This window comes from Exiguobacterium sp. 17-1 (assembly GCF_023096305.1).
Classification (GTDB): domain Bacteria; phylum Bacillota; class Bacilli; order Exiguobacteriales; family Exiguobacteriaceae; genus Exiguobacterium_A; species Exiguobacterium_A sibiricum_A.
The window spans coordinates 85,960-109,584 of record NZ_JALIGJ010000006.1 but is presented as its reverse complement, the minus strand read 5'-3'; the positions used below and the strand labels follow the sequence as shown (position 1 = coordinate 109,584).

The following is a 23,625-nucleotide window of genomic DNA, read 5'->3' as shown; positions in this document are numbered from 1 at the left end:
GCGAAACTAGAGATACAGAAGGAGTGTTGATGATGGAATTTACACCAGGAGATTTTAAATCCGCTTATACCTATTTCCACCGACAAGCGTTAACCGCTGTCGGAAATGCGAAAGCACAAGAAGACTTATTGATCCAAGGAGAACTCGGATTAGCCCGATTAACGACAGATCTTGCCTCTGAGGACGGCTCGGATATCGAACGCGAAGCAGAACTTGTTCTTTATTTCCAACTCAAACAGTTGCTCGACATGTTACGCGCTTTGTACAACAAACGTTTCGAAATGCAACCGGAACAGGAGCAACTTTTATTGACAGCTGTTCTTTACTTCACGTCTCCGGTTGATGCTTTACCTGATGAAAATATTTTAGGACTGTTCGATGATGCTCAAATCGTCGAGGCCATTTATGAAGAACTGGCCGCGGATGTCGATCGTTTTCAACATCTCGAATGACAACATGAAATAATAGCAGACATCAAAAAAAGAAGGATCCGTTGAAAACCGGACCCTTCTTTTTCTATCTTCAAGCAGTCGAACTTAACGTTTTTTAAGCTTTTTGTTTTGAAGCGATGTTGATTGTTGCTGCCTGTTCGTTCGATTGATCTACTTCGAGCTTCGATTTATTGAGCCATGTGTAGACCATTCCCATGAATAGTGCTCCACCGATAATGTTCCCCAACAATGCCGGAACCAGGTTATGGATCGCACCGGCAAAGGAAATCGCTTCCGGATGCGGGACGACTAAAGCAAGTGAGAACAATGCCATGTTGGCAATAACGTGGTCAAAACCAGAAGCAAAGAACACAGCGACCAAAATCATCATCATCATGATTTGTGCGAGTTCATTTTTCATGTTTTTCGGAATGAAAATCGCCAGACAGACCATCCAGTTACAGAAGATGGCTCGTGTAAAGATTTCCCATGTCGTATGATGGATTTTCGTCTCAGAAACAGCAAACAACCAGTTTTCCATTCCGAGTTCCTGGATAATCCCTGTTTGTGAGAAAAGTAAGGCAAAGGCAAGTCCGCCGAGACCGTTTCCGATGAAACACAGCGTCCATACTTTAAACGTATCCATCTTCGAAGTGAAGCCACGCATTGTCGACGTCGTGAAATACATCGTATTTCCGGTAAATAATTCTGCACCGCCGTACACGATCAAGACGAGCGCGACACCAAACGTCAATCCACCGACGAGTGTCGTAACCGGTGATTCATTTAAATATAAACCGTTGATTGCTTTAAGTGTAAATATGATGGCAAAACCAATAAAAACTCCTGCTAACATTGCTCGAACCAAATATTCTAGCGGACGCATCCGTAGCATTTGTGTCGATTTGACAGCTTTTTTTCGTAATCCTTCTAATGCTTCTACTTCATTCATTGTAGAAACCCCGCTTTCTTTTGTTCAACACTTCACAATGTCTGTTCATTTATTATCATACTTCCATCTTATAAGATGTTCAAGTCATGAATAGACACTATTTAGCGTTTTATTAAAAGAACAGGATGTAAACGATACCAATGTGTCAAGTTTGTGAAAAGTGCTTTTTATTGGTGTATACAACTACTTTCCAGGAAGGATTTGCAACGATTCTTGGAACTTTTCAAAAAATACTGTCCGCCTGGAATCTACAAGTACATAGTCTTCGACAACGACGCGATTAAACCGATTTGCGGAAGAACTGGCACGTTCGATATCCCGTGGTGTATAGTCTTCAATCCGTTGTCTGTCCATATCAAACGTGACTTCAGAAAACGAATCCCTGTAATGAATTTGAAGTTCGGATAAGTCGGATACACTCAAAAAAAGTGCTAGTGTCTGATGCATGATCAACTTGGATAAACGGCTTTCCAAAAAAGCGGCGTTGCCGGATTGGATTGCCTTTCCATTACTACCCGTCCAATCCGCCTGCCCTTTTTCAGTAGGTTCGTATGTCATCTTCACCGTCGTACCATCCACTGATACACCAGTCAACGCCTCGGAAAACGGCAACTGTTTGACTAACTCTTCAATCGCAGCCGTATTGGCAACCGATGTCCCGACATGACGTGCAATCACATGACCATCTTTAAAACTCTCTTCTTCCGGCGGTTGCTGTTGGTTCCAGACGACCCACGAACCTGCCGACAGCCCGATTCCAATACACAAAATGAACAGTATGATTTTTTTCAAAAAACGCTCTCCTTTCTCAAAACCAGATGATTTTATTGTTCTTTTTTCAAATCGGGGGTTGAATTAATCCTCATATCAGCGTACTCTTGCAGGCAGATACTTTATGGAGGAGGAGCATGAGATTACTCATCAATCACAATGAAAACTAAACAGCCCGCAAAGAAAAAACGTACAGAGAAAATCGGTTTCCTCTTGATTGGAACATTGCTGTACTCGTTGTACATCAGTCTTCTCTTATCGCCGAATGATATCGGATCCGGCGGAATCATGGGAATCACACTTATCGCACAAGAATTATTCCACACACCAATCGGTTTGACACAACTGGTCTTGAACATTCCACTTTTTTTACTTGGATTTCGTTTTTTAAGAAAACACTTTATGTTTTTATCCGGTCTCATCGTCTTGGCTTCATCGTTTTTAATTGACTGGATTCCGACCCAAATCGTTCCTGAATCTTTAAATGATCCACTCGTCGCTTCCATTTTTGCCGGACTTGTCTCTGGTTTGGCGATGGCTTTGATCTTCTTTGGCGGTGCCTCGACTGGCGGTCTCGATATCCTTGGAAAATTCTTTTATGCCCGCTTCCACAACTGGCCGCTTCCACGTATTTTTTTAATGCAGGATTTAGTCATCTATGTACTCGTCTGGTTCGTATTTGATTTGAAACATGTCATGTATGCGTTGATCATGAGTTTTGTTCGGGCGAAAGCACTTCAGACCGTGTATAGTTTTTATTCCGCTTCTAAACAATGTATCATCATTTGTGAAAAAGCCGATGAAATCAATGAAGTAATCACAAAAGAATTAGGACGCGGTGTAACGATTCTCGATGCGCGCGGCGGTTATTCGAAGCGGACGAAAAAGATGGTCTATGTCGTCGTACAGAATAATGAAATTCTTAAACTCCAAGAAATTGTTTCCTCCGTCGAATCCAACGCTTTTGTCACGTTTTCTGAGATTCATACGGTCTTCGGGAACTACAAAGAACACTCCTATTCTTTTTAACTGTCTAAAACGTTGTTACCGCTGCACTCGTTGTAGCGGTTTTTTGTGTATAATACGCAAAATCAAAGAAAATGTTCCACATTTTTTGAAGAATCCTTCACTTTTTGGGAAATAGTGGTTAAGCTAATGACATTACGTTTTGTAAAAAAGGATGGATTGCATGAATCAACTATGGCGGCACCGTATCACCCTCATCCTGATCGTCAGTCTGTTTGCCTCGATTCCACTTCTGTATGCTTTAAGTGGGTATCGAACGATTTCCAAATTGACTGAAGAGATGCATAGACAAGATATTCCAATGATTAAACAAGTAGATCAATTGATCGAACATAATCGTGACCGGGCGAATGCTGTTCGCGGCCTGTTGTTATATGAAGATGACCGTTACATTGAACAATATTACTTTTCTACTTCTAAAGTTCATGATTTACGGCGTTTATTAAATTCCTCCAATCAGACACCTGGTGCGGTTAAAGATTTACTGTTGCGTAATAATGCCTGGGAGGAAGAGATTCAAGAAGTTTTTACCGTCTATGAAACAGATCATCCGCAACGGGCTAAAAAATTAGCTAAACAAACGACCCAAACCACCCAAACGATTCTTGAAGACTTGTCACAAATTAAAGAAAAATTATATCGTGATCTTGAACAAAAACTAGAATTGGCCACTGAAATGACGGCAGAATATAAACGAATGTGCTTCAGCCTATCTATTTTAGCTTTTTTGTTGATTGCAACGACCATCATCTTATTTCACCGGTCTAAACCGCTTTCCGAAAACAAAACAAACACGTATCGCCCGTAAGGACGTTACGTGTTTGTTTTGTTGTTCAGTAAACTCAAGAGGACGCCTTACCTTCGTTTACATGTTCCATTGCTAGATGAACGAGCGACGATACGTGATGATCGTCCAGCGAATAATAGACGACCTTACCTTCTTTTCTATATTTCACCAGTCCTTGTTTCAACAAGGTACGGAGATGGTGAGAAGCTGTTGCAATCGAACAATCCACCGAAGCCGAGACATCACAGACACAAAGCTCCTCTTCCACCGTCAAGGCGTAAGCAATTCGTAAACGCGTGGCATCTGACAGGACTTTGAACAACTTTCCAATGTCTGTCGTCGGAATCGTATCGACGATTTGTTCAATTTCTTCTGCACGTACTTGATCAATGGCAATCGTTTCACAACGTGGTGCATCCACCGTCATCACCTCTTTCCCTTTCATTCCACCATCGTTTCAAATGAATTGCAAGGAAATCACTTCAGGACTCAGGTGACTGACTGATCTGAACTTTTTAACTGAAAAGCAACAGTTCAAAAAAGTCTGTTTCCCGTCGTCCAGACCGGGAAGCAGACTTTTTCATTAGACGATTCCTATTTGAAGCACATTTTCATTTATCACGGTTTCGTCTTGAGATTGCGTAAAAGAACCAGCCACCTAAAAAGTTTCCGATATCCCATACGATACGGTTTGAATCGACGGCACGCACACCGATATCAATAATGCCCGTACTTTTCAAGCGCTCTTTATAGCGCTTCCGTAAAAAATGGGGTAGCGGAAGAAACAGCATCATCCGGTAAAAAATATCTAGATGTGTGTGCCCCCAGATTTCAGTTGCGATTGAGCTCGTTTGAATGAGCAAGGAACGTTTATACTGTTGTCGGTATTTATTCTTTAATAACACAGCTAGTTGATACGAATAACGATTCGGGAAAGGAAATAGCACTGCACCTAAATGATATTTCCCGCGATTATCGACTCGAATGATTTGTGGTTCGATTTTATACCGAATCCAACGTCCTCGAAATCGAACAGACTGCCATTTCACGACCATCACCTCTAAGTGAACTATACCCTGTCGGAGACGCTCTGACGCACTTGTTTCACGGTCTGCTTAAACTTTTTCGTCGTTCGTTGAATGTCTTCACTTGCAAATAAAGCTGAAACCACAGCATATCCGTCCACTAGTGAACTAAGTGTTGAAATGTTCGTTTCGGTAATCCCACCGATTCCAACCAACGGGATGTGAACGGCTTTACGAATCTCTTCTAACGTCGCTCGCGCCATGAATGTTGCATCTTGTTTCGTCGCTGTCGGAAAGAGTGAACCGACCCCTAAATAATCTGCGCCTTCCCGTTCTGCCGCAACAGCTTGTTCCACTGTTGAAACGGAAACACCAATCGTCGCTTCCGGTAACAAACGACGCGCTTCAGTTAAAGGAATATCATCTTGACCGATATGCAAACCGGCATCGACCAATAAAGCGATATCAATCCGATCATTAATAATGAGCGGAATGTCGTAACGTGCGGTAATATCTTTCAACGCAATGGCTGATTCCAGAAAAGCCTTGCCCGAACTATCTTTTTCCCGTAATTGAACAATCGTTGCGCCTCCTTTAATCGATGCTTCGACGGCGTCCGCCAAGGAAAGATGCGGATGCAAACGTCGATCGGTCACTGCGTAAATCAAATATTCACTGTCCATTTGTCTGCACCTCCGGCAAATTTTCTTCCGTCATCAAGCTCACTGCATCGAACAACCCGGTCCGAAAACTCCCGATACCAGGATAATCCTCAGCCGACTCCCCTGCTTTCCCCATAGCATATGTCCCAAATACTGCCGCCTCAAAACGATCGTATCCGGCTCCTAAAAACGTCGCAATCAAAGAAGCGGTCATACATCCTGTTCCCGTCACTTGACCAAGACGTTTCGTACCAACATCCAGATAATGTTGACGATCTCCATCCGTCACAAAATCAATCGGTCCTGTTACGACGATGACTTGTTTCGTTTGGGATGCAAAATCATGGATACTTTGAAAATCCAGGGATTCTCCTTCAGCAGCGTCGACTCCTTTCGTTCGAGCGGTCTGTCCAAGTAATGTCTTGATTTCAGATGCATTTCCTTTGATGACCGTAAAGGTGATTTCCTCCATCAATTGCTTCATAAAATCTGTTCTTAATGCCGTCGCTCCTGCGCCAACCGGATCCAGAATGACCGGTTTACCCAATCGATTAGCCGTTTTCCCTGCTAAAATTTGAGCTTGGCGCATGTCTGGATTAATCGTCCCAGTATTAATCACGATAGCATCTGCATGCCCGACCATCTCTTCCACTTCCAACAGGTCATCTGCCATAACAGGAGATCCGCCAAGGGCAAGTGTCATATTGGCACAGTCATTGATCGTTACGGTATTCGTTAAATGATGAATCAACGGTTTTTTATCATGGATGCGTCGTAGCATGTGTATCCCTCCAAAGTTCATGAAAATGATGTGTCGGACCAATACCGTGTCCGAGCGCAAAACCGTGACGAATGGCTTCCGTCACATAACGTTTTGCATGACTGATGCTGTCTTCCAGTGAATGACCGAGGGCAAGATGAGCTGCGATAGCAGCAGATAGCGTACAGCCTGTTCCATGGGTATGACGGGTCTCTATCCGTTCTTGTTCAAAGACGACATATCGTCCGTCCGCATATAAAAGATCGGTGGCGTCGTGTCCTTCCAAATGTCCGCCCTTGAGCAAAATAGCTCCTGCTCGTTTTTCAGCCAGTTTTACCGTCGCTTGTTTCATATCATCAAGGGAGTGAACCGTTTGGCCAATCATCCGCTCGATTTCAGGAATATTAGGGGTTACAAGCGTCGAAAGCGGTAAAAGCTGTTCGAGCAATGCATGTTCTGCATTCGGTTGTAACAAGCCGTGACCACCTTTCGCGACCATGACGGGGTCGAGAACAACCGGAAGCTGATGTTTTTCCAGTTGTCTTGCAATCACTTGGATCGTGTCTTGATTGGAAACCATTCCGATCTTAATCGCATCGACACGGATATCTGAAAAGATGGATGTCAACTGTGCTTCCACGAGCTCTGGGGATACATCTTCGACCGCTTGAACACCTAACGTATTTTGTGCCGTAATCGCCGTGATGACACTCATTCCGTATACACCGAGTGCTGAAAACGTCTTTAAATCTGCCTGAATTCCCGCTCCGCCTCCAGAGTCGGATCCAGCAATCGTCAATACATGTTTCATTCCACTTCCTCACTTTCCTGTGAGCAAATAAGGAGAAAACGGACAACAAAAAGCGCCGTCCGCTGTAAAAAAGCAGACGACGCCATGAACAATCAGTTCTACTGATTGAAGTACTCATGTCTTCGATCTCAACTTTCCTACGCTGGTATTATCCAGTTCAGGTGACAGGGTCGAAAACAGAATGGTTTTCCTCTCAGCCGGACTCCTCCAGCTCCCCTAGTTGCTCGTAATTTAAATTCTTTTTCACTGTATCACAGCACTATCAAAAAAACGAGCCGAAGCTCGTTTTTAAAGATATCCAAGTGGATTGACCGTGTTGGCTGGTCCTGTCGCACTATATTGGTATCCACCGATATGCAGTTCAAAATGTAGGTGCGGTCCTGTCGAATTTCCGGTACTGCCGAGAGTACCAAGTGTTTGACCTTGAGTTACCGTTTGACCTGCAGAAACCGATAACGAATTCATATGACCGTACACTGTTGTGTACACCTGACCCTCAAGGAAATGCGAAATCATGACGTGATTTCCATAAGGTCCGCCGCTCCCGGCCGTAATGACTGTTCCGGAAGCCGCTGCTCGAATCGGTGATCCGACGGGTCCACTGAAGTCGACACCATTATGGAAAGTATATCCGTTTGCCCCACTCGCCGGTCCAAACCCTTGTGAAACACCACCTGAAGCTGGACGAATGAACTTCGCTGATCCTGTCGGCACACTGCTGACAGGAGTCGGAAGAACCGTTGCTTCGCTTGATTCACGCGTTGATTTTGCCGCCTCTTTTGCCGCACGCTCAGCCGCTGCTTTTTCGGCAGCCGCTTTTTCTGCCGCTGCTTTCGCTGCAGCTTTTGCTGCCGCAATCGCTCTTTCTTGAGCCTCTAAAGTCGCTTGTAATTCTTTTGCATTCAACAGTTTCGTCGTGAACTTTGTTTTCCCTTTACGTAATTTTTTCAGGGTTGCACTCCGTTCTTTCATCTGTTGTTTTAACTGTTTCTTTTGGACAAGCAATGATTCTTTTTCTTGAACACGCTCTTCTTTTTTAGCAATAAGATTTTTTTTCATTTCTGCTAGCTTTTCTTGTGTTTCCAAATAAGCAGAAATCATTTTATCGTCTTGCTCGGCAATTTTTTTCCCGGCCATGACACGGCTAAATAAATCACCCAAGTTTTTTGAACCAAAAATGACTTCTTCCCATTTTATAGAATTCCCATCATTTTCTTGAAGGACACGTAAGCGGTCTCCGAGCAACTCTTCTTGCCGGGTAAGCATGATTTCATAACGGGCGATTTCCGCTTCAAGATCTTTGATTTGAAGATTTAATTGTTCAATTTGTTTGTTTTTTTCCGAAATCCGAAAAATATTTTCGTTGATGGCCGCATCAATTTTATTGATTTCGCGTTGTTCCACTGATATTTTAGCTTCTTGTTTTTTGATGGCTTTTTCCAACCGGCGCTGCTCTGTCGCGTTTTGAGATTTCTTTTCTTTAATCGTTGCAGCATGACTAGAAGTCGGTGCAGTGGATACAAGTAACACCCCTAACAATACTGTTGCAAGCAATTTTTTTAACATGTCTGGTTTCCTCGCTTATGTATGATTTCTTATTTGAAAAGTATTTAATTCAAAGTATTTCTGCCTGAGATTGATTATAGCACCGTAATAGTTTCAGTAAAATTTCATTTATGTTTCAAGTGAAAGCGTTTTTTTGTAATATAACATTTTTTGTTTTTATCAAGACACACAAAAAAGCGATTGCCGCAGCAATCGCTTTTTCCGTAATTATAACATCGACATTGGATTTACAGAATTCGCTGGTCCTGAAGCACTGTAGCTGTAACCACCTACATGAATTTCAAAGTGTAAGTGCGGGCCTGTTGAATTCCCTGTGCTACCAAGGGCACCGATTTGTTGTCCTTGACTGACACGTTGTCCAGCATGTGCATTTAATGAACTCATATGCGCGTAAACCGTTGTATATGTTTTCCCATTTAATTGGTGTGCAATCATGACATGATTACCGTACGGACCACCGCTTGATGCAGTAATCACTGTTCCTGTTGCTGCTGCAACAATCGGAGTACCGACTGGAGCACCGAAATCAATCCCATTGTGGAAAGAGTAACCATTTGAGCCACTTGCTGAACCATATCCTTGTGTGATTGATCCACTTGTTGGGTGAATAAACAGAGAAGAAGATGATGGAGCAGGCGTTGGTGCTGCCGGTTCCGGTGTTGGTGCAGGTGCTGCTTTTGGCACAGTCACAGATGGTGTAGATTGTTTCGTTGACGTCGCAGGTGCTGACGACTTTTGTTCCGCTTTTGCTGCTGCTTTAGCTGCAGCCGCTTCTGCCGCCTGCTGTTCAGCTGCTGCTTGTTGCGCCGCTGCCGCTTGTGCTGCTTGTGCTTCTGCACGTGCTTTCGCTTCACGTGCCGCTTGTGCTTGACGCTCTTTTTCGATACGTGCTTCACGTTCGCGTGCTGCCTTTTCGGCTGCAATCGCACGTTCTTGTGCAATCAAAATCTGTTGTACTTCTTTTGCATCCATCAATTGTGTTTCAAATTTCTTTTTTTGTTTCCGGAGTTCTTTTAAACGTTTGTTTCGTTCTTTCAGTTGTTGCTCAAGTTCTGCTTGCTGACGTTTTAATTCTTGTTTCTCCGTCACAAGTTTTGCTTTTTTATCTTTTAATTCCTGTTGTGCAGCTGCTAATTTTTTTTGTGTATTTTGGTAGTCGGTAATCATTTTATCATCTTGTTGCGAGATTGATTTCCCGGCTAACACACGGCTGACAAGATCTCCGACATCTTTTGAACCAAAGATGACTTCTTCCCATTTAATAGAGTTCCCATCATTTTCTTGCATGACACGAAGGCGGTCTCCGAGAAGTTTTTCTTGACGCTTTAATTTTGCTTTATACTTTTCAATCTGTTTCCCAAGCTCAACGATTTCAGCTTCAGTTGCTTTAATTTGACGATCTTTTGTTTCAACTGCAAACATTTTTTCGTTTAATGCTTCGTCTAGACGATTCACTTCTTGCTGTGTTTTCGAAATTTTTTGTCCTTCTTGATTAACAGACGATTCTAAGTTTTTTTGAGTGTTGGCATTTTCTTGTTGTTTTTGTTCGTTTTTAGCTTTTTGTTCACTTAAATCATCTGCTACTACGAAATGAGGAGTCGATGAAAGAATAAGTGCAGAAACGATGAGCGACGCGAACGTTTTTTTCATGTAGTATTCCCTCTTTTTCTGTGTGGTTTATATTAAGTAATTAAATGATGATATTTAAATTTAATAATACTTTTTAAAAATTATAAGAACGTTTTTGATTATAGCATTCATTTTCCCTCTATTATATTTCAGGAAGATGTCATTTTTGATAAGTTCTCTTTTCGCCTCTATGCGGACATTCCAATCGAACCTTCTACATTGCTTGTTGGGAAAGAGTTTGACACACTATGACTATCGAAGTAAAGGAGGAACTGTTTATGCATTTGGACCATACTGGCATCGCTGTTCGGGATATGCAGGAAGCGATCACATTCTATACGACTATTTTGGGAGGAACATTAATCCGCGAGTATAGTAACCCGACACCCGGGGTTGCTTCTAATATTGCTGTCATCGAATTTGAAGATGCGCATATTGAATTGTTGACTCCAACAAGCCCGGAAAGTCCGATTGCCCGTTTTTTAAAACAAAGGGGAAAAGGTGTTCACCATATTGCTTATCGTGTCGATGATTTAGATCAAGCCATTTTAGAAGCAAAAGAACGGGGCATTACATTTTTAGAAGATACGTACCGTCAAACTCCGCTCGGCCGCCGATTGATCTATATGGATCCTAGGCATTCACATGGCGTCATCACAGAACTCTGTGATTATCCGGAGAACTAAAAAAAACGAGCGTACATTGACTTGAAAGTCAACGTGCGCTCGTTTTCACTTAAAACGATTATCCTAATTTTGCTAACATTTCGCGATTGAATGCCGGGATGTCGTCCGGTTGGCGACTTGACACGAAGTTGTCATCGACGACTACTTCATTGTCTTCATACGTCACTCCCGCATTCTCTAAATCAATTCGAATTGATTTATATCCTGTCATTTTACGCCCCTTGACAATCTTCGCATTAATCATCAATTGTGGACCATGACAGATGGAGAAGATCGGTTTTTTAGATGAATCAAACTCTTCCGTAAATGTGACGAAACGATCGTCTTCACGAAGTAAGTCCGGTGAAAAACCGCCAGGAATCAATAATGCATCAAAGTCTGAAGAAGAAGTTTCATCAATTGTTACATCGACTGTCACTTTTGCTTCTTCTTGTTTTCCGACTAATTCTGCACCTCGTTCTGTTCCGATGACTGTTACTTCATGACCCGCTTCTTTTAACGCATCGACAGGTCCGGTAAACTCTACATCTTCAAAATGATCGGCAAGCACGACTGCTACTTTTTTACCCATTTCATTCATCCCCCAAATCAAAGTTAACGTTACTTATCGAATCCTCGGTCTCGTGAGGACACCGGATCATCCGGCATTTGATCCTTGCCTTTTAATACTTCTTTTTGCTGTTCGGGTGAAAGCTCAAGTTCCTTGTCCGTCAAACGTTTTCGTTCATCTTCAAACTTTTCGTTTGGTTGATCTGTTCCCTTTGGAGCCATCTTACTTCCCTCCCTTTTCAGCATAAAATCAGTTGTCCAAGGACTCGACCACTTTTACTGACAAATCAACATCGATGTTACCGCGTGTTGCTTTTGAATACGGGCAGAATTGGTGTGTTTTTTCGAGTAATTCTTGTGCTTCTTCTTCTGTTACGCCAACTACTTCAACAACAAGCTTAGCAGCGATTTTGACGCCGCCTGCTTCTTCGTCTTCGAGTAAGCTGACTTCAGAATTTGTACGTGTCTCGACACGTTTTTTATCTTGGCGGGCCATCAAATTGAATGCCCCATCAAAGCATGCAGCGTATCCCGCTGCGAATAATTGTTCTGGATTTGAAGTAGGAATGCCTTCTTTGCCTTTCGTACCCGGCATGACAAGATCTAAATTGATTACGTTATCGTCAGAGGCGACCTTTCCATCGCGTCCCCCTACTGCAGTTGCACGTGAAGTAAGAATTGTTTTCGTCATGAATAAGAACCCCTTTATCCGCTAATTTTAGTAGCTTGTTTTGGCCACATAAACTGTATTACCACTGTCTTGAGAAGAATAAACAATCAAAGGTGTTCTTTCCAACAAAAAAGACCACACCGAAGTGTAGTCCTGTTCCTTACGTTCAAACGATTTCTTCTGTAATGGGTTCTTTTTCAGGTAACTGCAAGTAAATCGATTTAACTTGATGGTTGTCGACTTCCATGACTTTGACCGTATGGTTTTTATAACGGAATTCCTGACCGCTCGATACTTCCGTATCCTGTGCCATGACCCAGCCACCAATCGTATCAATATCTTCTTCTTCGATGCCCAGGTTAAACCGTTCGTTCAAATCATCAATCAGAACACGACCGGAAATCCGGTACAGTCGTTCATGAATCTGTTCAATATCTGCTTTTTCATCTTTATCAAATTCGTCCCGGATTTCACCGACGATTTCTTCCAGGATATCTTCCATCGTGATGACACCGGCTGTTCCACCGTATTCATCGATGACAAGCGCCATCGGTGTCCGCTCTACCTGCATTTTCAACATCGCATCCTGCAACGGAGAGTATTCCGAGACAATCGGAAGGTTATGCACATAATAGCTTAAAGATTTCCCTTTGTTCGCCATATGATCCGTAAACAATTGCTTCGCGTTGATAAAACCTAAGATTTTATCTTTGTCGCCTTCTTCTGCAACCGGATAACGGGTGAACTGGTATTCTTCGACGAGGGCGATGATATCTTTCATCGATGCATCGTTCGAAATCGTAATCAAGTCTGTTCGTGGGAGCATGATATCTTTCGCAATCCGCTCATCAAACGAAAAGATATTCTGCATATACGACAGTTCTGTTTGATTGATTTCACCGCTCTTGTAGCTTTGGGTCATGATGATTTTGATTTCTTCTTCCGAGTGGGCATCTTCATGACCAACCGGTTCGACTCCAAACAAGCGCAAGAAGACACGGGCAGATCCATTCAGTAACCAAATGACAGGTTTCATGACTTTCCCGAACCAGTAAAGCGGCGGGGCAAGCAACATCGTAATGGCTTCTGTTTTTTGAATCGCGAGCGATTTAGGAGCAAGTTCTCCAAGGACGACGTGTAAAAATGTCACGACGGAAAAGGCTAATGTGAAGGAAACAACTGTCGAGACCGACTCCGGAAGCGCAATCTCCTTGAATACCATTGCAAGAATCGCACCGACCGTCGACTCACCTAACCATCCTAATCCGAGAGCCGTAACGGTAATTCCCAGCTGACAGGCGGATAAATAATAATCCAGGTTGTCTAATAATTTCTTAGCCGTCTTCGCGGTTTTACTGCCTTCTGTGATCAATTGATCGATTCGGGACATTCTCATTTTGACAACTGAAAATTCTGCTGCGACAAAAAAAGCGGTCAACACAATTAATAGTGCAATAATCAAAAGCCGAATGATAATCGTTGTTGTATCGAATGTCTCCACTGCGTGTGTACTGTCCAATCGTTTCCCCAAACTAAGGGGATTCACCTCCATTTAAATTAAGCCGACAATCTTCTTATCGGTCTTCTCCATCAAAAAGAAGCTTGTTTTTAATGAACAAGCTTCTCTACTTTTTCATATTCATACTATAACGGAACTCTCGGAAAATGTGTACTTGCAGATAATCTTTCTTTTTGATTACACGACATACATGATGAATACGACAATCATTAATAACATTGCGATTCCTTTTAACAAGGCACTCGACAAGATTCCTAAAACGGTCCCGATTCCGATTGAAACAGAATCTGACCACGTTTTTTTACTGATGATTTTTTCCGTTAAAATGGCAAAAACAAACGGGAAAATCAACAATCCGATGCCCGGCAAGATAAAGGGCCCTGCAATCAAGCCGACGGTCGTCGCAATTTTCGCAGCCTGTGAACCTCCCCGCCGATCGACGGTATAAGAACTGACCAAATAATCCAGTGTAAATAACAAGATGATGAAAATCGCTTGAATAACCCAGAAACTGACGGTCAACTCAGTAAAGCCGAATCCAAATCCATAAATTAAAAATCCGATGACGAGTAACGGTGCACTTGGAATGACAGGATAAACCAGTCCTGCGAAAGCAGCTAAAAAACAAACTGCAATCAAACTCCATAATATGATGGTCATGCCAATCTCCTACTTTCTGCTGTTCTTTCTTCTCTTGATTACGTTAAAACGTTCCAAGAGGTTTCACGAGAGTGCCGTCTTTTGAGCCTGTTCCAAATATTGACGATCCCATTCATTCAACGCAGACCAGTCGACTTCCGAACAAACAAACGGAATGAACCGATCAATGCTCGCTTTGTGCTCTGGTAACGCATTGCGTTTCATGATTTCAAGCGATTCCAGCATCGTCGCCAAAACTGAAATGTCTTCTTCACCATAATGCCGGAGTTGATAAAACGTTAAATACAACAGTTCAGAAAATGCAAGCCTCTTGACCGTGGCAGATCCTTCCCCCCTCACCAGGAGATTGCCGTCCGGAAGCATGGTGTACCGTCTGAATAAGTCACCGATTTGCCGCATCGCATGGCGCGCTGTATTTGGATCATTGATTCCGGGTGAAATCGCCCGAAGCGCGACTTCTGAGAGCTTTTGAATCACAAACGGAAAGTCTTGTTCGGCTGAACGCGTCGGTCCGATGAGGATTCCTTGCTCCACGTTTTCTCGTTCGGCACTTCCAATCCGTTGCCCCTGCGTGATGTAGCTCCCGATTGTCACATCAATTGCGACATGTCCACCTGACTTCATCAATAATTCGTAATCAATCGCTTGTAAATAACCGGTTTGCGCAGCGGTAAGATCAAACGGATAACTCGTCTGCTTGTCCGGTAGCAATTGGTATTGACCTTCTTCTATCGCTTCAACGTGCTCGTCAATCAATGTACGCCCTTCTTCATGTAAACGATCGAGTAAGGTCGTGACCCGAATCGATTGACTGACGATATGGACGAATGCGACAAACGCAATGATTGCAATCAAGACAACGACGACTGCGACGGCAGAAGCGACTACACTGTCTTTTAGTGACGGTCGCATGAAAAACAACATCGTGATGGAATAAGTGACCGTGCCGATAAAAATCCCGAAAATGTGTTGGACTTGCCGATTCTCAATAAAGTTCGGTAAGGTGCGGGGTGAAAATTGTGAGGAATAGGTTGTCAGAACGACTAAAATGGTCGAGAACGTAAATGTCATCATCGTCAACAATCCAGTGAAGACCGCACTATGAATGGTTTGAGCTAAACCAAGTGTGGTTTTCCAACCGCTCGGAAACAGCTCTTTTGCATACAGATCAATCAATAGAACAATCGCTGTCAATATTGCTCCCCCTACTCCATAAAGGAGCGGCCACCACCAATTCGTTTCCCGGTAAACCAACTTCAGCTTCTGCACATTTCATCCACTCCACTCTAATATATCGATATATTTTTTAATTCCTGTTTCTTCATCTAGTAAAACGTCTTCGCCTAATCTTTTTAAAATCCGCCGAGTCAATTCACTTTGTGAAAGTGTCGGTTTGTGTTTTACTTCTTCACATAACGTGAATAACTTAAGTGTTATCAAAACGAATTGGAGATGAAAAGCTATGCAACAACATACAGAATCAACACTCAATACAGACTTCACTAAAATTTTTATTAACGGTCAGTGGCGCAAAGGCGCAAGTGACAGCAACATGACAAATACGAATCCTTTTACAGGCGAAACGCTGTTTGAAATTTCAGCAGCTAATAACGATGACTTGGATGATGCTTACCAATCTGCCAAAGTCGCACAAAAAGAGTGGGCAAAAGTGCCGGCACTTAAACGCCAAGCCTTAATCGAAGAATTTTTGAAAGTCATGTACGAAGAGAAAGAAACAATTGTCGATTGGCTGATTAAGGAATCAGGAAGTACACGCATCAAAGCAGAAGGTGAGTTTCTTGCATCTGTCTTAATCGTTAAAGAAGCTGCGACTTTCCCACTACGGATGCACGGTGAAATCCGTCCGTCTGTCGTACCGGGCAAAGAAAACCGGATTTACCGGAAAGCACTCGGTGTCATCGGTGTCATCAGCCCATGGAACTTCCCGTTCCACCTTGCCGTTCGTTCCATCGCAACAGCAATCGCAATCGGAAACGCTGTCGTCGTTAAACCGGCAACAGACACACCGGTCTCAGGCGGTTTAATTTTTGCTAGTCTCTTTGAAAAAGCCGGCTTACCGAAAGGTGTCTTAAACGTCATCGTCGGTCGCGGATCAGAAATTGGCGACTCGATCGTCGAGCACCCGGTCCCACGTTTGATCTCATTTACTGGTTCTACCGAAGTCGGTCGCCACATCGGTGAACTCGCAGGGAAACATTTGAAAAAAACAGCACTCGAACTCGGTGGAAACAACGTCTTCGTCGTACTTGATGACGCTGATCTTGATCGTGCCGTTGAATCAGCCGTTTACAGCAAATTTTACCACCAAGGTCAAATTTGTATGTCAACAAACCGTATTTTGGTTGCTCAATCGATTCACGATGAATTCGTTGAAAAATATGTTGCACGTGTTAAAGAACTTCAATTTGGTGATCCATCGAATGGACGTACACAAGTCGGTCCATTGATCAACCAATCGCAAGTCGATCGTATCATGGAAGAGATTGAAAAAACGAAAGCAGCGGGTGCAACAGTCCGCGTCGGCGGTGAAGCAGATGGAAACGTCATTGCTCCTACGGTCGTCACAGGCGTTACAAACGATATGCCGCTTGCTAAAAACGAAATCTTCGGACCAGTCGCTGTTATCATCCCGTTCAAAGATGACGCAGAAGCACTCGAACTAGCGAACTCACTTCCTTACGGATTAAGCGGTGCTGTTCACGGTTCTTCTATTGAACGAGCAACAGAATTTGCACTTCAGGTTGAAACAGGCATGATTCACATCAATGACCAATCAGTCAACGATGAGCCGCATATGCCGTTCGGTGGCGAAAAAGACTCAGGTCTAGGTCGCTTCAACGGCGAATGGGTACTTGAAGAGTTCTCGACAGTCCAGTGGTTGTCTGTCATGCACGAACGTCGTCAATACAAACCATTCTTTGAATAAGATAAGCTTAGACATGAAGTACGGGGCTTCCCGTACTTCTACATATTAGAGAGGATGATGAATATGCCATTACTACGTTTTGATGTCATTGAAGGACGCTCGGATGAAGAACTGAAACTTTTACTCGATACCGCACATGAAGCAATGCTTGAAGCATTTGACGTGCCGAAACGAGATCGTTACCAAATCGTTCATACGCATAAAGCAAATGAAATGATCATCGAGGATACCGGACTCGGATTGACACGCTCCAATCAGGTCGTCGTCATCAGTGTAACGAGTAAAACACGGACTGAAGAGAAAAAGCAGACCCTTTATCGTTTACTGGCTGAACGATTGGAAGCCGCATGCGGACTCTCTCCGGACGATTTAATGGTCTCGATCGTCGAGAATGATGCAGCAGACTGGAGTTTCGGACTAGGGAAAGCGCAGTTTTTAACAGGTGACCTGTAACATCTAAAAAAAGAGTCTGAACTCATTTAACGAGCTCAGACTCTTTTTGAATTATTTTTGATGTTCTGTCGGGTTTTCCCGTTGTAACGGAGCTCGCCAGTCAAATGTCTCCGGTACAAAATCGAGTCCTCCAGGATGAAACGGCTGACACCTCAATAACCGGCGGGTCGTCAAATAACCGCCTTTAAAGGCACCGTGTTTTTCAATCGCCTCTTTCCCGTAATGCGAGCACGTCGGGTAAAATCGGCAGGTCGCCGGTTTCATCGGTGAAATCACTTTTTGGTAAAAATGAATGCCACCGAGTAGGACTTTTTTCATGCAATCTCACCTTCTTTTCTCCTACTGTAACGCATATTGAAAGGAATTTCTGTTTAAGTGAATTATACTACCTTTGACAACTACAAAAAAGGACGTGTATTTACTATGCAAGCTCTTACATTTCGTACCTTCGGAGATTCCAGTGTCTTGAATTACGGAGAACATCCGACTCCTGACATTCAGCCGAATGAAGTACTGATTGAGATGAAAGCCATCGGATTGAACTTTGCCGATATCTACCGCCGGAAAGGCAATTATCATTTAGAAGGGACTCCCCCTTATCTCTTGGGATATGAAGGTTCCGGTATCATCACACAACTCGGAAAGGCTGTGACTGATCTCCAGGTCGGACAACGGGTCGCCTTTGCTGATGTCCCGAACGCCAACGCCGAATTCGTTGCCGCGCCCGTCGATAAGGTGATTCCCTTACCGGATTTCGTTTCGTATGAAACGGCAGCATCTGCCCTTCTACAAGGTTTAACCGCCCACTATTTGACACGGGACAGCTATACGATCCGCCCGAAAGATTTGGTTTTGATTCATGCGGCAGCCGGCGGTGTCGGTCAATTATTGACACAGATCGTCCGCTTACACGGCGCCATTCCAATCGGCTTGACGTCATCGGCGCAAAAAGCAGACATCGCCAAACAAGCAGGATCTGAACATGTTTTCTTATATTCAGACGACTGGGTAGAACAGATTTTAACATTGACGGATCAGCGCGGCGTCGACGTCGTCTATGAATCGGTCGGCTCGACGTTGATGAACAGTTTTCAAGTGACGAAAACACACGGGACAGTCGTCTTTTACGGCATGGCCGGTGGTGATCCGGTTTCTGTCGACCCACGGTTCCTGATGGATACTTCGAAAACACTGACCGGCGGTGATTTATGGAACGTTCTGACGACACGAGAGGAACGTGTTCGTCGAGCCGGTGAACTGTTCAGTTGGTTGGAATCCGGTCAATTACACATCGCAACGCCTACCACGTTCTCCCTTTCAGATGGACAACGTGCCCATGATTATTTGGAAAGCCGTCAGAGTACCGGAAAAATTTTATTGATTCCTTAAGTCTGAAAAGCATCCTTCCTTCATTGGTTGGGTGTTTTTTTCGTCTGGAATGATTACAAAAGAGAAACAATTCTTTTTCTCAGCAATTCATCCACTTAAGTAGTTGCTTTCCTTCATAAAAAAGCGTAGAGTAAAATTCATCAAAACCAGAAACTTAAATTAGTTTTTAGTTTCAAGAAGGAGATTTGATTTATGTTTCGCTCAGAATGGAAAAAACTAAAAAGCCCGATGATGATCATCGTGATTCTTGCACTTATCCTCGTCCCGTTTCTTTACAACTCGATCTTTTTATCTGCTTTCTGGGATCCGTACGGTAAGACAGAAAACATTAAGGTCGCAGTCGTCAATGAAGACAAGACGACGAAGTTCGAGGGAGAAAAAATCGATATCGGAAATCAGTTCGTCAAAAAACTGAAAAAAAATGATGACTTTGACTGGCAGTATCTATCACGCAAAGAAGCAGCCAAACAACTGCGTGCTGGTGATATCTATATGACCGTCGTCATTCCGAAGAAGTTTTCGCATAATGCGACCACTTTACTCGACGATCACCCGAAAAAAATCGAGCTGGAATATTATCTGAACCCAGCCAAGAACTATTCCGGTACGCAGATTTCCAGCGCTGCCGCTAAACAATTAAACGAAAAAATCCGTAAATCCGTAACCAAACAATATAGCAGTGCGATTTTCGGATCACTCAAAAAAATCGCCAAAGGACTGGAAGATGCGTCTGAAGGTTCAGCCAAACTCGAAGATGGCGCTAAAAAAACGACCGACGGCGCTAAAACACTGACGACTAACCTCGGAAAATTGACGAGTGGTACAAACGATTTGTCCACGAATTTAACGAAAGCGACTGACGGTTCTGCACAAATTTCAACCGGTCTTAATACGCTGAGCGAAGGGGCGCAGACACTGGCAGAAAAGTCCGGCCAGTTATCAGGTGGATTGAATGAACTGGATGCTAACAGTGGAAAACTGATTAAAGGATCAACAGACTTACAGGCCGGTTCCACTAAACTCCGTCAAGGTCTTGAGACAGCTTCTGCTGGAACGACCGAACTTCGTCAAGGTCTTGAGACGGCCTCTGCCGGAGCATCGAAGCTCGACAATAACCTTCCACAATTTACGGCTGGTCTTGATCAACTGAATGCCCGTGCTCAAGAAGCAAATGCTTCTCTAGTAGCCGTCAATGATGCTGCTGACACGTTAAAACAAGACTTGAGTACGCGTCGTGAAGCACTTGAAGCAAACGTGGCAAACATCAAAGCAGTCATCGCTTCGTCTGAGACATTAACAGAAGAAGAAAAAGCAGCATTATTGGCGTCGATTGCCACGATGGAACAAAATGTTCAAAATTTAGCGCAACAAGAGACAGCACTTGATGCTAGTCTTGCGAAAGCCAATGATGCGACAGCAAAAATCAATCAGTTAGCTGTCGCCGGACAAGATATTGCATCTGCCGTTTCGAAACTTAATGGTGGATTAGGCCAGTTACTCGCAGGTTCAAAACGTTTGGAGCAAGGTCAAACACAACTGCTCGCCGGAGCAAAAACCTTAGAACAAGGTCAAAATACGCTCAATCAAGGCTTGACAACCTATACAGACGGCGTCCATAAAGCAGCTGTCGGCAGTACGCAATTAACGGCTGGTGCACAGCAACTGGCTTCTGGTGCGAACGATGCCAGTACAGCATCCGGTCAATTGACTTCTGGTCTCGGTCAGCTGTCAGACGGTGCCGTTGCCATTTCTTCCGGTGCCGGTCAACTGACGGATGGGGCTTCACGCTTGGCAGACGGAAACTCGAAACTTGCCGATGGTGCCAACACGCTAAAAACGGAACTGGGTAAAGGAGCGAAAGATGCGACTGTCAAACCATCGAATGCCCGGGACAACATGCTCGCTGAGCCGGTCGTCCTAAAAGAACATGATTATTCAACCGTTAACAACTACGGATCAGGTCTTGCGGCTTACATCCTCAGCATCGCTTTATTTGCCGGTGCCTTGATGTTCTCTTCCGTTTATCAAATCCGTCCTGAACATGGTGAGACATTAACATGGCGGTTCCTCGTCGGAAAACTGTCCATCATCTTACCGATTGGTGCCTTACAAGGGATTGCGGCTTCCGTCGCCATCGTCTATGTTCTAGATGCTGATGTTGCAAGCACCCCTGCGCTGTATGGTTTCGCTGCCTTAACAGGGATGACGTTCATCACGTTGCTCTTTACGTTAACAATGCTCTTTGGCCGGGTTGGACAATTCAGTGCCTTCTTACTCTTGTTACTGCAAATTGGTGGTAGCGGCGGTACGTTCCCGGTCGAAATGACACCAAGTTTCTTCCAAACCATTCACCGTTTCTTACCGATGACGTACTCGGTCACAGGTTTCCGTGAAGCACTAGGAATCGGTGTTACTGACACACTCATCGCAAACAGTCAGGTTCTTGGTTTAATTCTGTTTTCTGCTCTCGCTATCAGCTTCGCTGGCGCTTTAGGCGGAAAACGAATTCTTCTTTCGACGAAAGCGAGAAAACGCCATGACACTGTCTGATAAAGAACATCTAATCTTAGATGCTGCGATGGCCTGTTTTTCTGAACTCGGGTATAAAGGAACGACCATTGAACGGGTTGCTAAACGGGCTCATGTCGGAAAACCGACCGTCTATCAATTATTTGAAAGTAAACTCGATCTGTTTGAATCTCTTGTCACACGCGTGTTGCAAGAGATGAAAGCAGAGGCAGAAAATGCCTACACGACAACAGCTTCCGTCGAAGAAAACAAACAGGCCATGATTGATGCAATCGTCAATCATCAACAGCAACATCTGTTTATCTTACAAATCACGCAAGAAACCCAGACGTTGAAACTCCAAGAGATGTCTGAGTTACGGATTCGGATCGAGCAGCATACCGTCGAATATATCAAAAATCTACTGAAAACACGGTTAGAACTCGAAAAACGTTCTCCTGAAGTTCCGGTCGCAGTGACTGCCTTCTTACTGTTCAAGACGTACATTGCCTTGATTTCTGAATGGCCTTTGATTGGAGAACCGCTTGATTTAAAAACAATCAGTCAAGCGATGTTGAAATTGTTATAATAAAACAGCCTCTCGTGATATCGAGAGGCTGTTTTATGTCATGGATTCTAAATCGTACTCGAATGGAGTGTTTTATTTGTCTCAACTTTTACTGTCCAATTTTCTCTTTACGTTAGCTTTACTGGTCTACGTCATTGTTTCCCTCGTCGATATGTGGAAATCGTATACCCGCACCAGTTCAAAAACAGACTTTCTGTTTTTTATTTTAACATTGATCACCTTATTTATCGGATTTCTTGTATCTCCGTTTCTTGCGCTCGCTTTTCAATGGAAACGAAGCCGGACGAAACGGATCATTGGGATTTTACTGATTGGTATCCCTTTGATTCTTGTTCTGGTAAGTCGCTTTTTATAATACAAGTGTTCCTGACGAAACGATCCGTGCTTTTTCAAGCGGATCGTTTTATCACGTTCTACCGCCTAAAAACAGTTTACGCAACAGTTCTTTTTCCGGCATCGGTGCCGCATTAAACGCTTCTAAGTACGGTCGATCATCATATGCCACTTCAATGACATCCACTTTCCATTCTCCGTTGTTCTGCTCGACTAAGGCGAATGGTGCCACAGCTTCCGGCTGACAGCCGAGTGCTCCCGGATTCAAATAAGTCACGCCCTTTGCCCGGATTACTTGTTTCGGATGATGGTGGCCAAAACAAATCAGGCTCGCCTGGTGTCCTTTAAACAGCTTCGACAAGGATTGTACTGTTCCGTCAACCGTTTCCGCCAATGGTTCCTCTCCGATTGGTTTCTGTTCATCCAGATACGCATAATGTGTAAACAATGCTTCCTCTTTCGAAAATGTCTTTCGGACGGTTCTTGGGAGTTGCTCCAAAAAACGTTGATTGACCGGTGTTAACTGATCGGCAATCCATTGGTGATGGTTTTTCGCATGACGGTAACTATCCGGATATTTTTGACCATGTATCAACGCAAGTACATTCTCGTCATGATTTCCGCTGATCGTCGTCATTCGTGGTGTCGACCGCACAATTTCGATGACTTCATTCGTTTGTGGTCCGATACCAATCAAATCTCCGAGACAGAAAATTTCTGAGACATCTGCTTCTTCCGTTATTCTTTTTAAAACTGCTTCTAATGCCGTTGCATTGCCGTGAATATCTGTAATGACTGCAAATTTCATGAAAACGCCTCCAATGCTAATCTTATGCCATTCCTGTCTTTCCCCTGATTTCAAGTCCAAAAATCATCAAAAATAAATTGTCAGAAAATATTGA

27 protein-coding genes and 1 riboswitch are annotated in these 23,625 nt (G+C 43.7%); of the genes, 10 read left to right on the top strand and 17 right to left on the bottom strand.

Going from position 1 to position 23,625, the window contains the following annotated elements:
• Window positions 1-29: 29 nt before the first annotated feature.
• The gene (locus tag MUN34_RS14465; RefSeq protein ID WP_026829219.1) at window positions 30-452 is read left to right on the top strand and encodes a DUF1232 domain-containing protein; all 423 of its coding nucleotides are present in this window, start codon (window positions 30-32) and stop codon (window positions 450-452) included.
• Between the two features lie 94 nt (window positions 453-546).
• Here MUN34_RS14465 and MUN34_RS14460 read toward each other — a convergent pair whose 3' ends face one another.
• The gene (locus MUN34_RS14460; protein WP_026829220.1) at window positions 547-1,383 is read right to left on the bottom strand and encodes a formate/nitrite transporter family protein; all 837 of its coding nucleotides are present in this window, start codon (window positions 1,381-1,383) and stop codon (window positions 547-549) included.
• 183 nt (window positions 1,384-1,566) lie between these two features.
• Entirely contained in the window at window positions 1,567-2,175 is a 609-nt protein-coding gene (locus MUN34_RS14455) for a hypothetical protein (protein WP_247858166.1), read from the bottom strand.
• Window positions 2,176-2,313: 138 nt separating this feature from the next.
• Between MUN34_RS14455 and MUN34_RS14450 the strand changes: the two genes are divergently transcribed.
• Window positions 2,314-3,183, top strand: a complete 870-nt coding sequence (locus MUN34_RS14450; protein WP_247858165.1) for a YitT family protein — start codon at window positions 2,314-2,316, stop codon at window positions 3,181-3,183.
• 160 nt (window positions 3,184-3,343) lie between these two features.
• Window positions 3,344-3,988, top strand: a complete 645-nt coding sequence (locus tag MUN34_RS14445; RefSeq protein WP_026829223.1) for a CHASE3 domain-containing protein — start codon at window positions 3,344-3,346, stop codon at window positions 3,986-3,988.
• 34 nt (window positions 3,989-4,022) lie between these two features.
• Here MUN34_RS14445 and MUN34_RS14440 read toward each other — a convergent pair whose 3' ends face one another.
• The 7 genes from MUN34_RS14440 to MUN34_RS14410 all read right to left on the bottom strand — a co-directional run bounded on the left by MUN34_RS14440 (window position 4,023) and on the right by MUN34_RS14410 (window position 10,441).
• Window positions 4,023-4,388, bottom strand: coding sequence for an ArsR/SmtB family transcription factor (locus MUN34_RS14440; protein ID WP_247858164.1), 366 nt, complete (start codon window positions 4,386-4,388; stop codon window positions 4,023-4,025).
• Window positions 4,389-4,578: 190 nt separating this feature from the next.
• Window positions 4,579-5,022, bottom strand: coding sequence for a hypothetical protein (locus MUN34_RS14435; protein ID WP_247858163.1), 444 nt, complete (start codon window positions 5,020-5,022; stop codon window positions 4,579-4,581).
• 14 nt (window positions 5,023-5,036) lie between these two features.
• A complete protein-coding gene (gene thiE, locus MUN34_RS14430; RefSeq protein WP_026829226.1) occupies window positions 5,037-5,675 on the bottom strand; it encodes a thiamine phosphate synthase in 639 nt (212 codons plus the stop codon).
• Window positions 5,665-6,435 (bottom strand): hydroxyethylthiazole kinase, encoded by a 771-nt coding sequence (thiM, locus tag MUN34_RS14425; protein ID WP_026829227.1) that lies wholly within the window; start codon window positions 6,433-6,435, stop codon window positions 5,665-5,667. The genes thiE and thiM overlap by 11 nt, the downstream gene beginning before the upstream one ends.
• A complete protein-coding gene (thiD, locus tag MUN34_RS14420; protein ID WP_247858162.1) occupies window positions 6,416-7,225 on the bottom strand; it encodes a bifunctional hydroxymethylpyrimidine kinase/phosphomethylpyrimidine kinase in 810 nt (269 codons plus the stop codon). Before thiD ends, thiM begins: the two co-directional genes overlap by 20 nt.
• Window positions 7,226-7,342: 117 nt before the next feature.
• Window positions 7,343-7,453, bottom strand: a riboswitch (TPP riboswitch).
• Between the two features lie 60 nt (window positions 7,454-7,513).
• A complete protein-coding gene (locus MUN34_RS14415) occupies window positions 7,514-8,791 on the bottom strand; it encodes a murein hydrolase activator EnvC family protein (RefSeq protein ID WP_247858161.1) in 1,278 nt (425 codons plus the stop codon).
• 207 nt (window positions 8,792-8,998) lie between these two features.
• Complete coding sequence (locus MUN34_RS14410; RefSeq protein WP_247858160.1) at window positions 8,999-10,441, bottom strand: murein hydrolase activator EnvC family protein; 1,443 nt, start codon at window positions 10,439-10,441, stop codon at window positions 8,999-9,001.
• A 257-nt stretch (window positions 10,442-10,698) separates the two neighbouring features.
• On the opposite strand from MUN34_RS14410, the gene MUN34_RS14405 reads away from it, so the two are divergent.
• On the top strand, window positions 10,699-11,106 hold the full coding sequence (locus MUN34_RS14405) for a VOC family protein (RefSeq protein WP_026829231.1): 408 nt from the start codon (window positions 10,699-10,701) through the stop codon (window positions 11,104-11,106).
• Window positions 11,107-11,164: 58 nt separating this feature from the next.
• Here MUN34_RS14405 and MUN34_RS14400 read toward each other — a convergent pair whose 3' ends face one another.
• From MUN34_RS14400 to MUN34_RS14375, 6 genes are all read right to left on the bottom strand, one after another.
• A complete protein-coding gene (locus MUN34_RS14400; protein ID WP_247858159.1) occupies window positions 11,165-11,677 on the bottom strand; it encodes a type 1 glutamine amidotransferase domain-containing protein in 513 nt (170 codons plus the stop codon).
• A 29-nt stretch (window positions 11,678-11,706) separates the two neighbouring features.
• Complete coding sequence (locus MUN34_RS14395) at window positions 11,707-11,877, bottom strand: hypothetical protein (RefSeq protein ID WP_247858158.1); 171 nt, start codon at window positions 11,875-11,877, stop codon at window positions 11,707-11,709.
• A 28-nt stretch (window positions 11,878-11,905) separates the two neighbouring features.
• Entirely contained in the window at window positions 11,906-12,346 is a 441-nt protein-coding gene (locus MUN34_RS14390) for an organic hydroperoxide resistance protein (RefSeq protein WP_026829233.1), read from the bottom strand.
• 145 nt (window positions 12,347-12,491) lie between these two features.
• Window positions 12,492-13,856, bottom strand: a complete 1,365-nt coding sequence (locus tag MUN34_RS14385) for a hemolysin family protein (protein WP_051525169.1) — start codon at window positions 13,854-13,856, stop codon at window positions 12,492-12,494.
• A gap of 165 nt (window positions 13,857-14,021) precedes the next feature.
• The gene (locus MUN34_RS14380) at window positions 14,022-14,504 is read right to left on the bottom strand and encodes a DUF456 domain-containing protein (RefSeq protein ID WP_026829235.1); all 483 of its coding nucleotides are present in this window, start codon (window positions 14,502-14,504) and stop codon (window positions 14,022-14,024) included.
• A gap of 63 nt (window positions 14,505-14,567) precedes the next feature.
• The gene (locus MUN34_RS14375) at window positions 14,568-15,773 is read right to left on the bottom strand and encodes a DUF2254 domain-containing protein (protein WP_247858157.1); all 1,206 of its coding nucleotides are present in this window, start codon (window positions 15,771-15,773) and stop codon (window positions 14,568-14,570) included.
• Between the two features lie 193 nt (window positions 15,774-15,966).
• On the opposite strand from MUN34_RS14375, the gene MUN34_RS14370 reads away from it, so the two are divergent.
• Together MUN34_RS14370 and MUN34_RS14365 are read left to right on the top strand one after the other, a co-directional pair.
• Window positions 15,967-17,451 (top strand): aldehyde dehydrogenase family protein, encoded by a 1,485-nt coding sequence (locus MUN34_RS14370; protein ID WP_026829237.1) that lies wholly within the window; start codon window positions 15,967-15,969, stop codon window positions 17,449-17,451.
• Window positions 17,452-17,514: 63 nt separating this feature from the next.
• Window positions 17,515-17,904, top strand: a complete 390-nt coding sequence (locus MUN34_RS14365; RefSeq protein WP_247858156.1) for a tautomerase family protein — start codon at window positions 17,515-17,517, stop codon at window positions 17,902-17,904.
• A gap of 51 nt (window positions 17,905-17,955) precedes the next feature.
• Here MUN34_RS14365 and yidD read toward each other — a convergent pair whose 3' ends face one another.
• Window positions 17,956-18,222, bottom strand: a complete 267-nt coding sequence (gene yidD / locus MUN34_RS14360; RefSeq protein ID WP_247858155.1) for a membrane protein insertion efficiency factor YidD — start codon at window positions 18,220-18,222, stop codon at window positions 17,956-17,958.
• 105 nt (window positions 18,223-18,327) lie between these two features.
• Here yidD and MUN34_RS14355 point away from each other — a divergent pair, with 105 nt between their 5' ends.
• The 4 genes from MUN34_RS14355 (at window position 18,328) to MUN34_RS14340 (ending at window position 22,745) form a co-directional block, all read left to right on the top strand.
• Window positions 18,328-19,293, top strand: coding sequence for a quinone oxidoreductase family protein (locus tag MUN34_RS14355; RefSeq protein WP_247858154.1), 966 nt, complete (start codon window positions 18,328-18,330; stop codon window positions 19,291-19,293).
• A 192-nt stretch (window positions 19,294-19,485) separates the two neighbouring features.
• Window positions 19,486-21,843, top strand: a complete 2,358-nt coding sequence (locus tag MUN34_RS14350) for a YhgE/Pip domain-containing protein (RefSeq protein WP_247858153.1) — start codon at window positions 19,486-19,488, stop codon at window positions 21,841-21,843.
• Entirely contained in the window at window positions 21,830-22,390 is a 561-nt protein-coding gene (locus tag MUN34_RS14345) for a TetR/AcrR family transcriptional regulator (RefSeq protein ID WP_247858152.1), read from the top strand. The genes MUN34_RS14350 and MUN34_RS14345 overlap by 14 nt, the downstream gene beginning before the upstream one ends.
• A gap of 76 nt (window positions 22,391-22,466) precedes the next feature.
• Complete coding sequence (locus tag MUN34_RS14340; protein ID WP_247858151.1) at window positions 22,467-22,745, top strand: hypothetical protein; 279 nt, start codon at window positions 22,467-22,469, stop codon at window positions 22,743-22,745.
• A gap of 51 nt (window positions 22,746-22,796) precedes the next feature.
• On the opposite strand, the gene MUN34_RS14335 is transcribed toward MUN34_RS14340, so the two are convergent.
• Window positions 22,797-23,531, bottom strand: a complete 735-nt coding sequence (locus tag MUN34_RS14335) for a metallophosphoesterase family protein (protein ID WP_247858150.1) — start codon at window positions 23,529-23,531, stop codon at window positions 22,797-22,799.
• Between the last annotated feature and the right edge of the window lie 94 nt (window positions 23,532-23,625).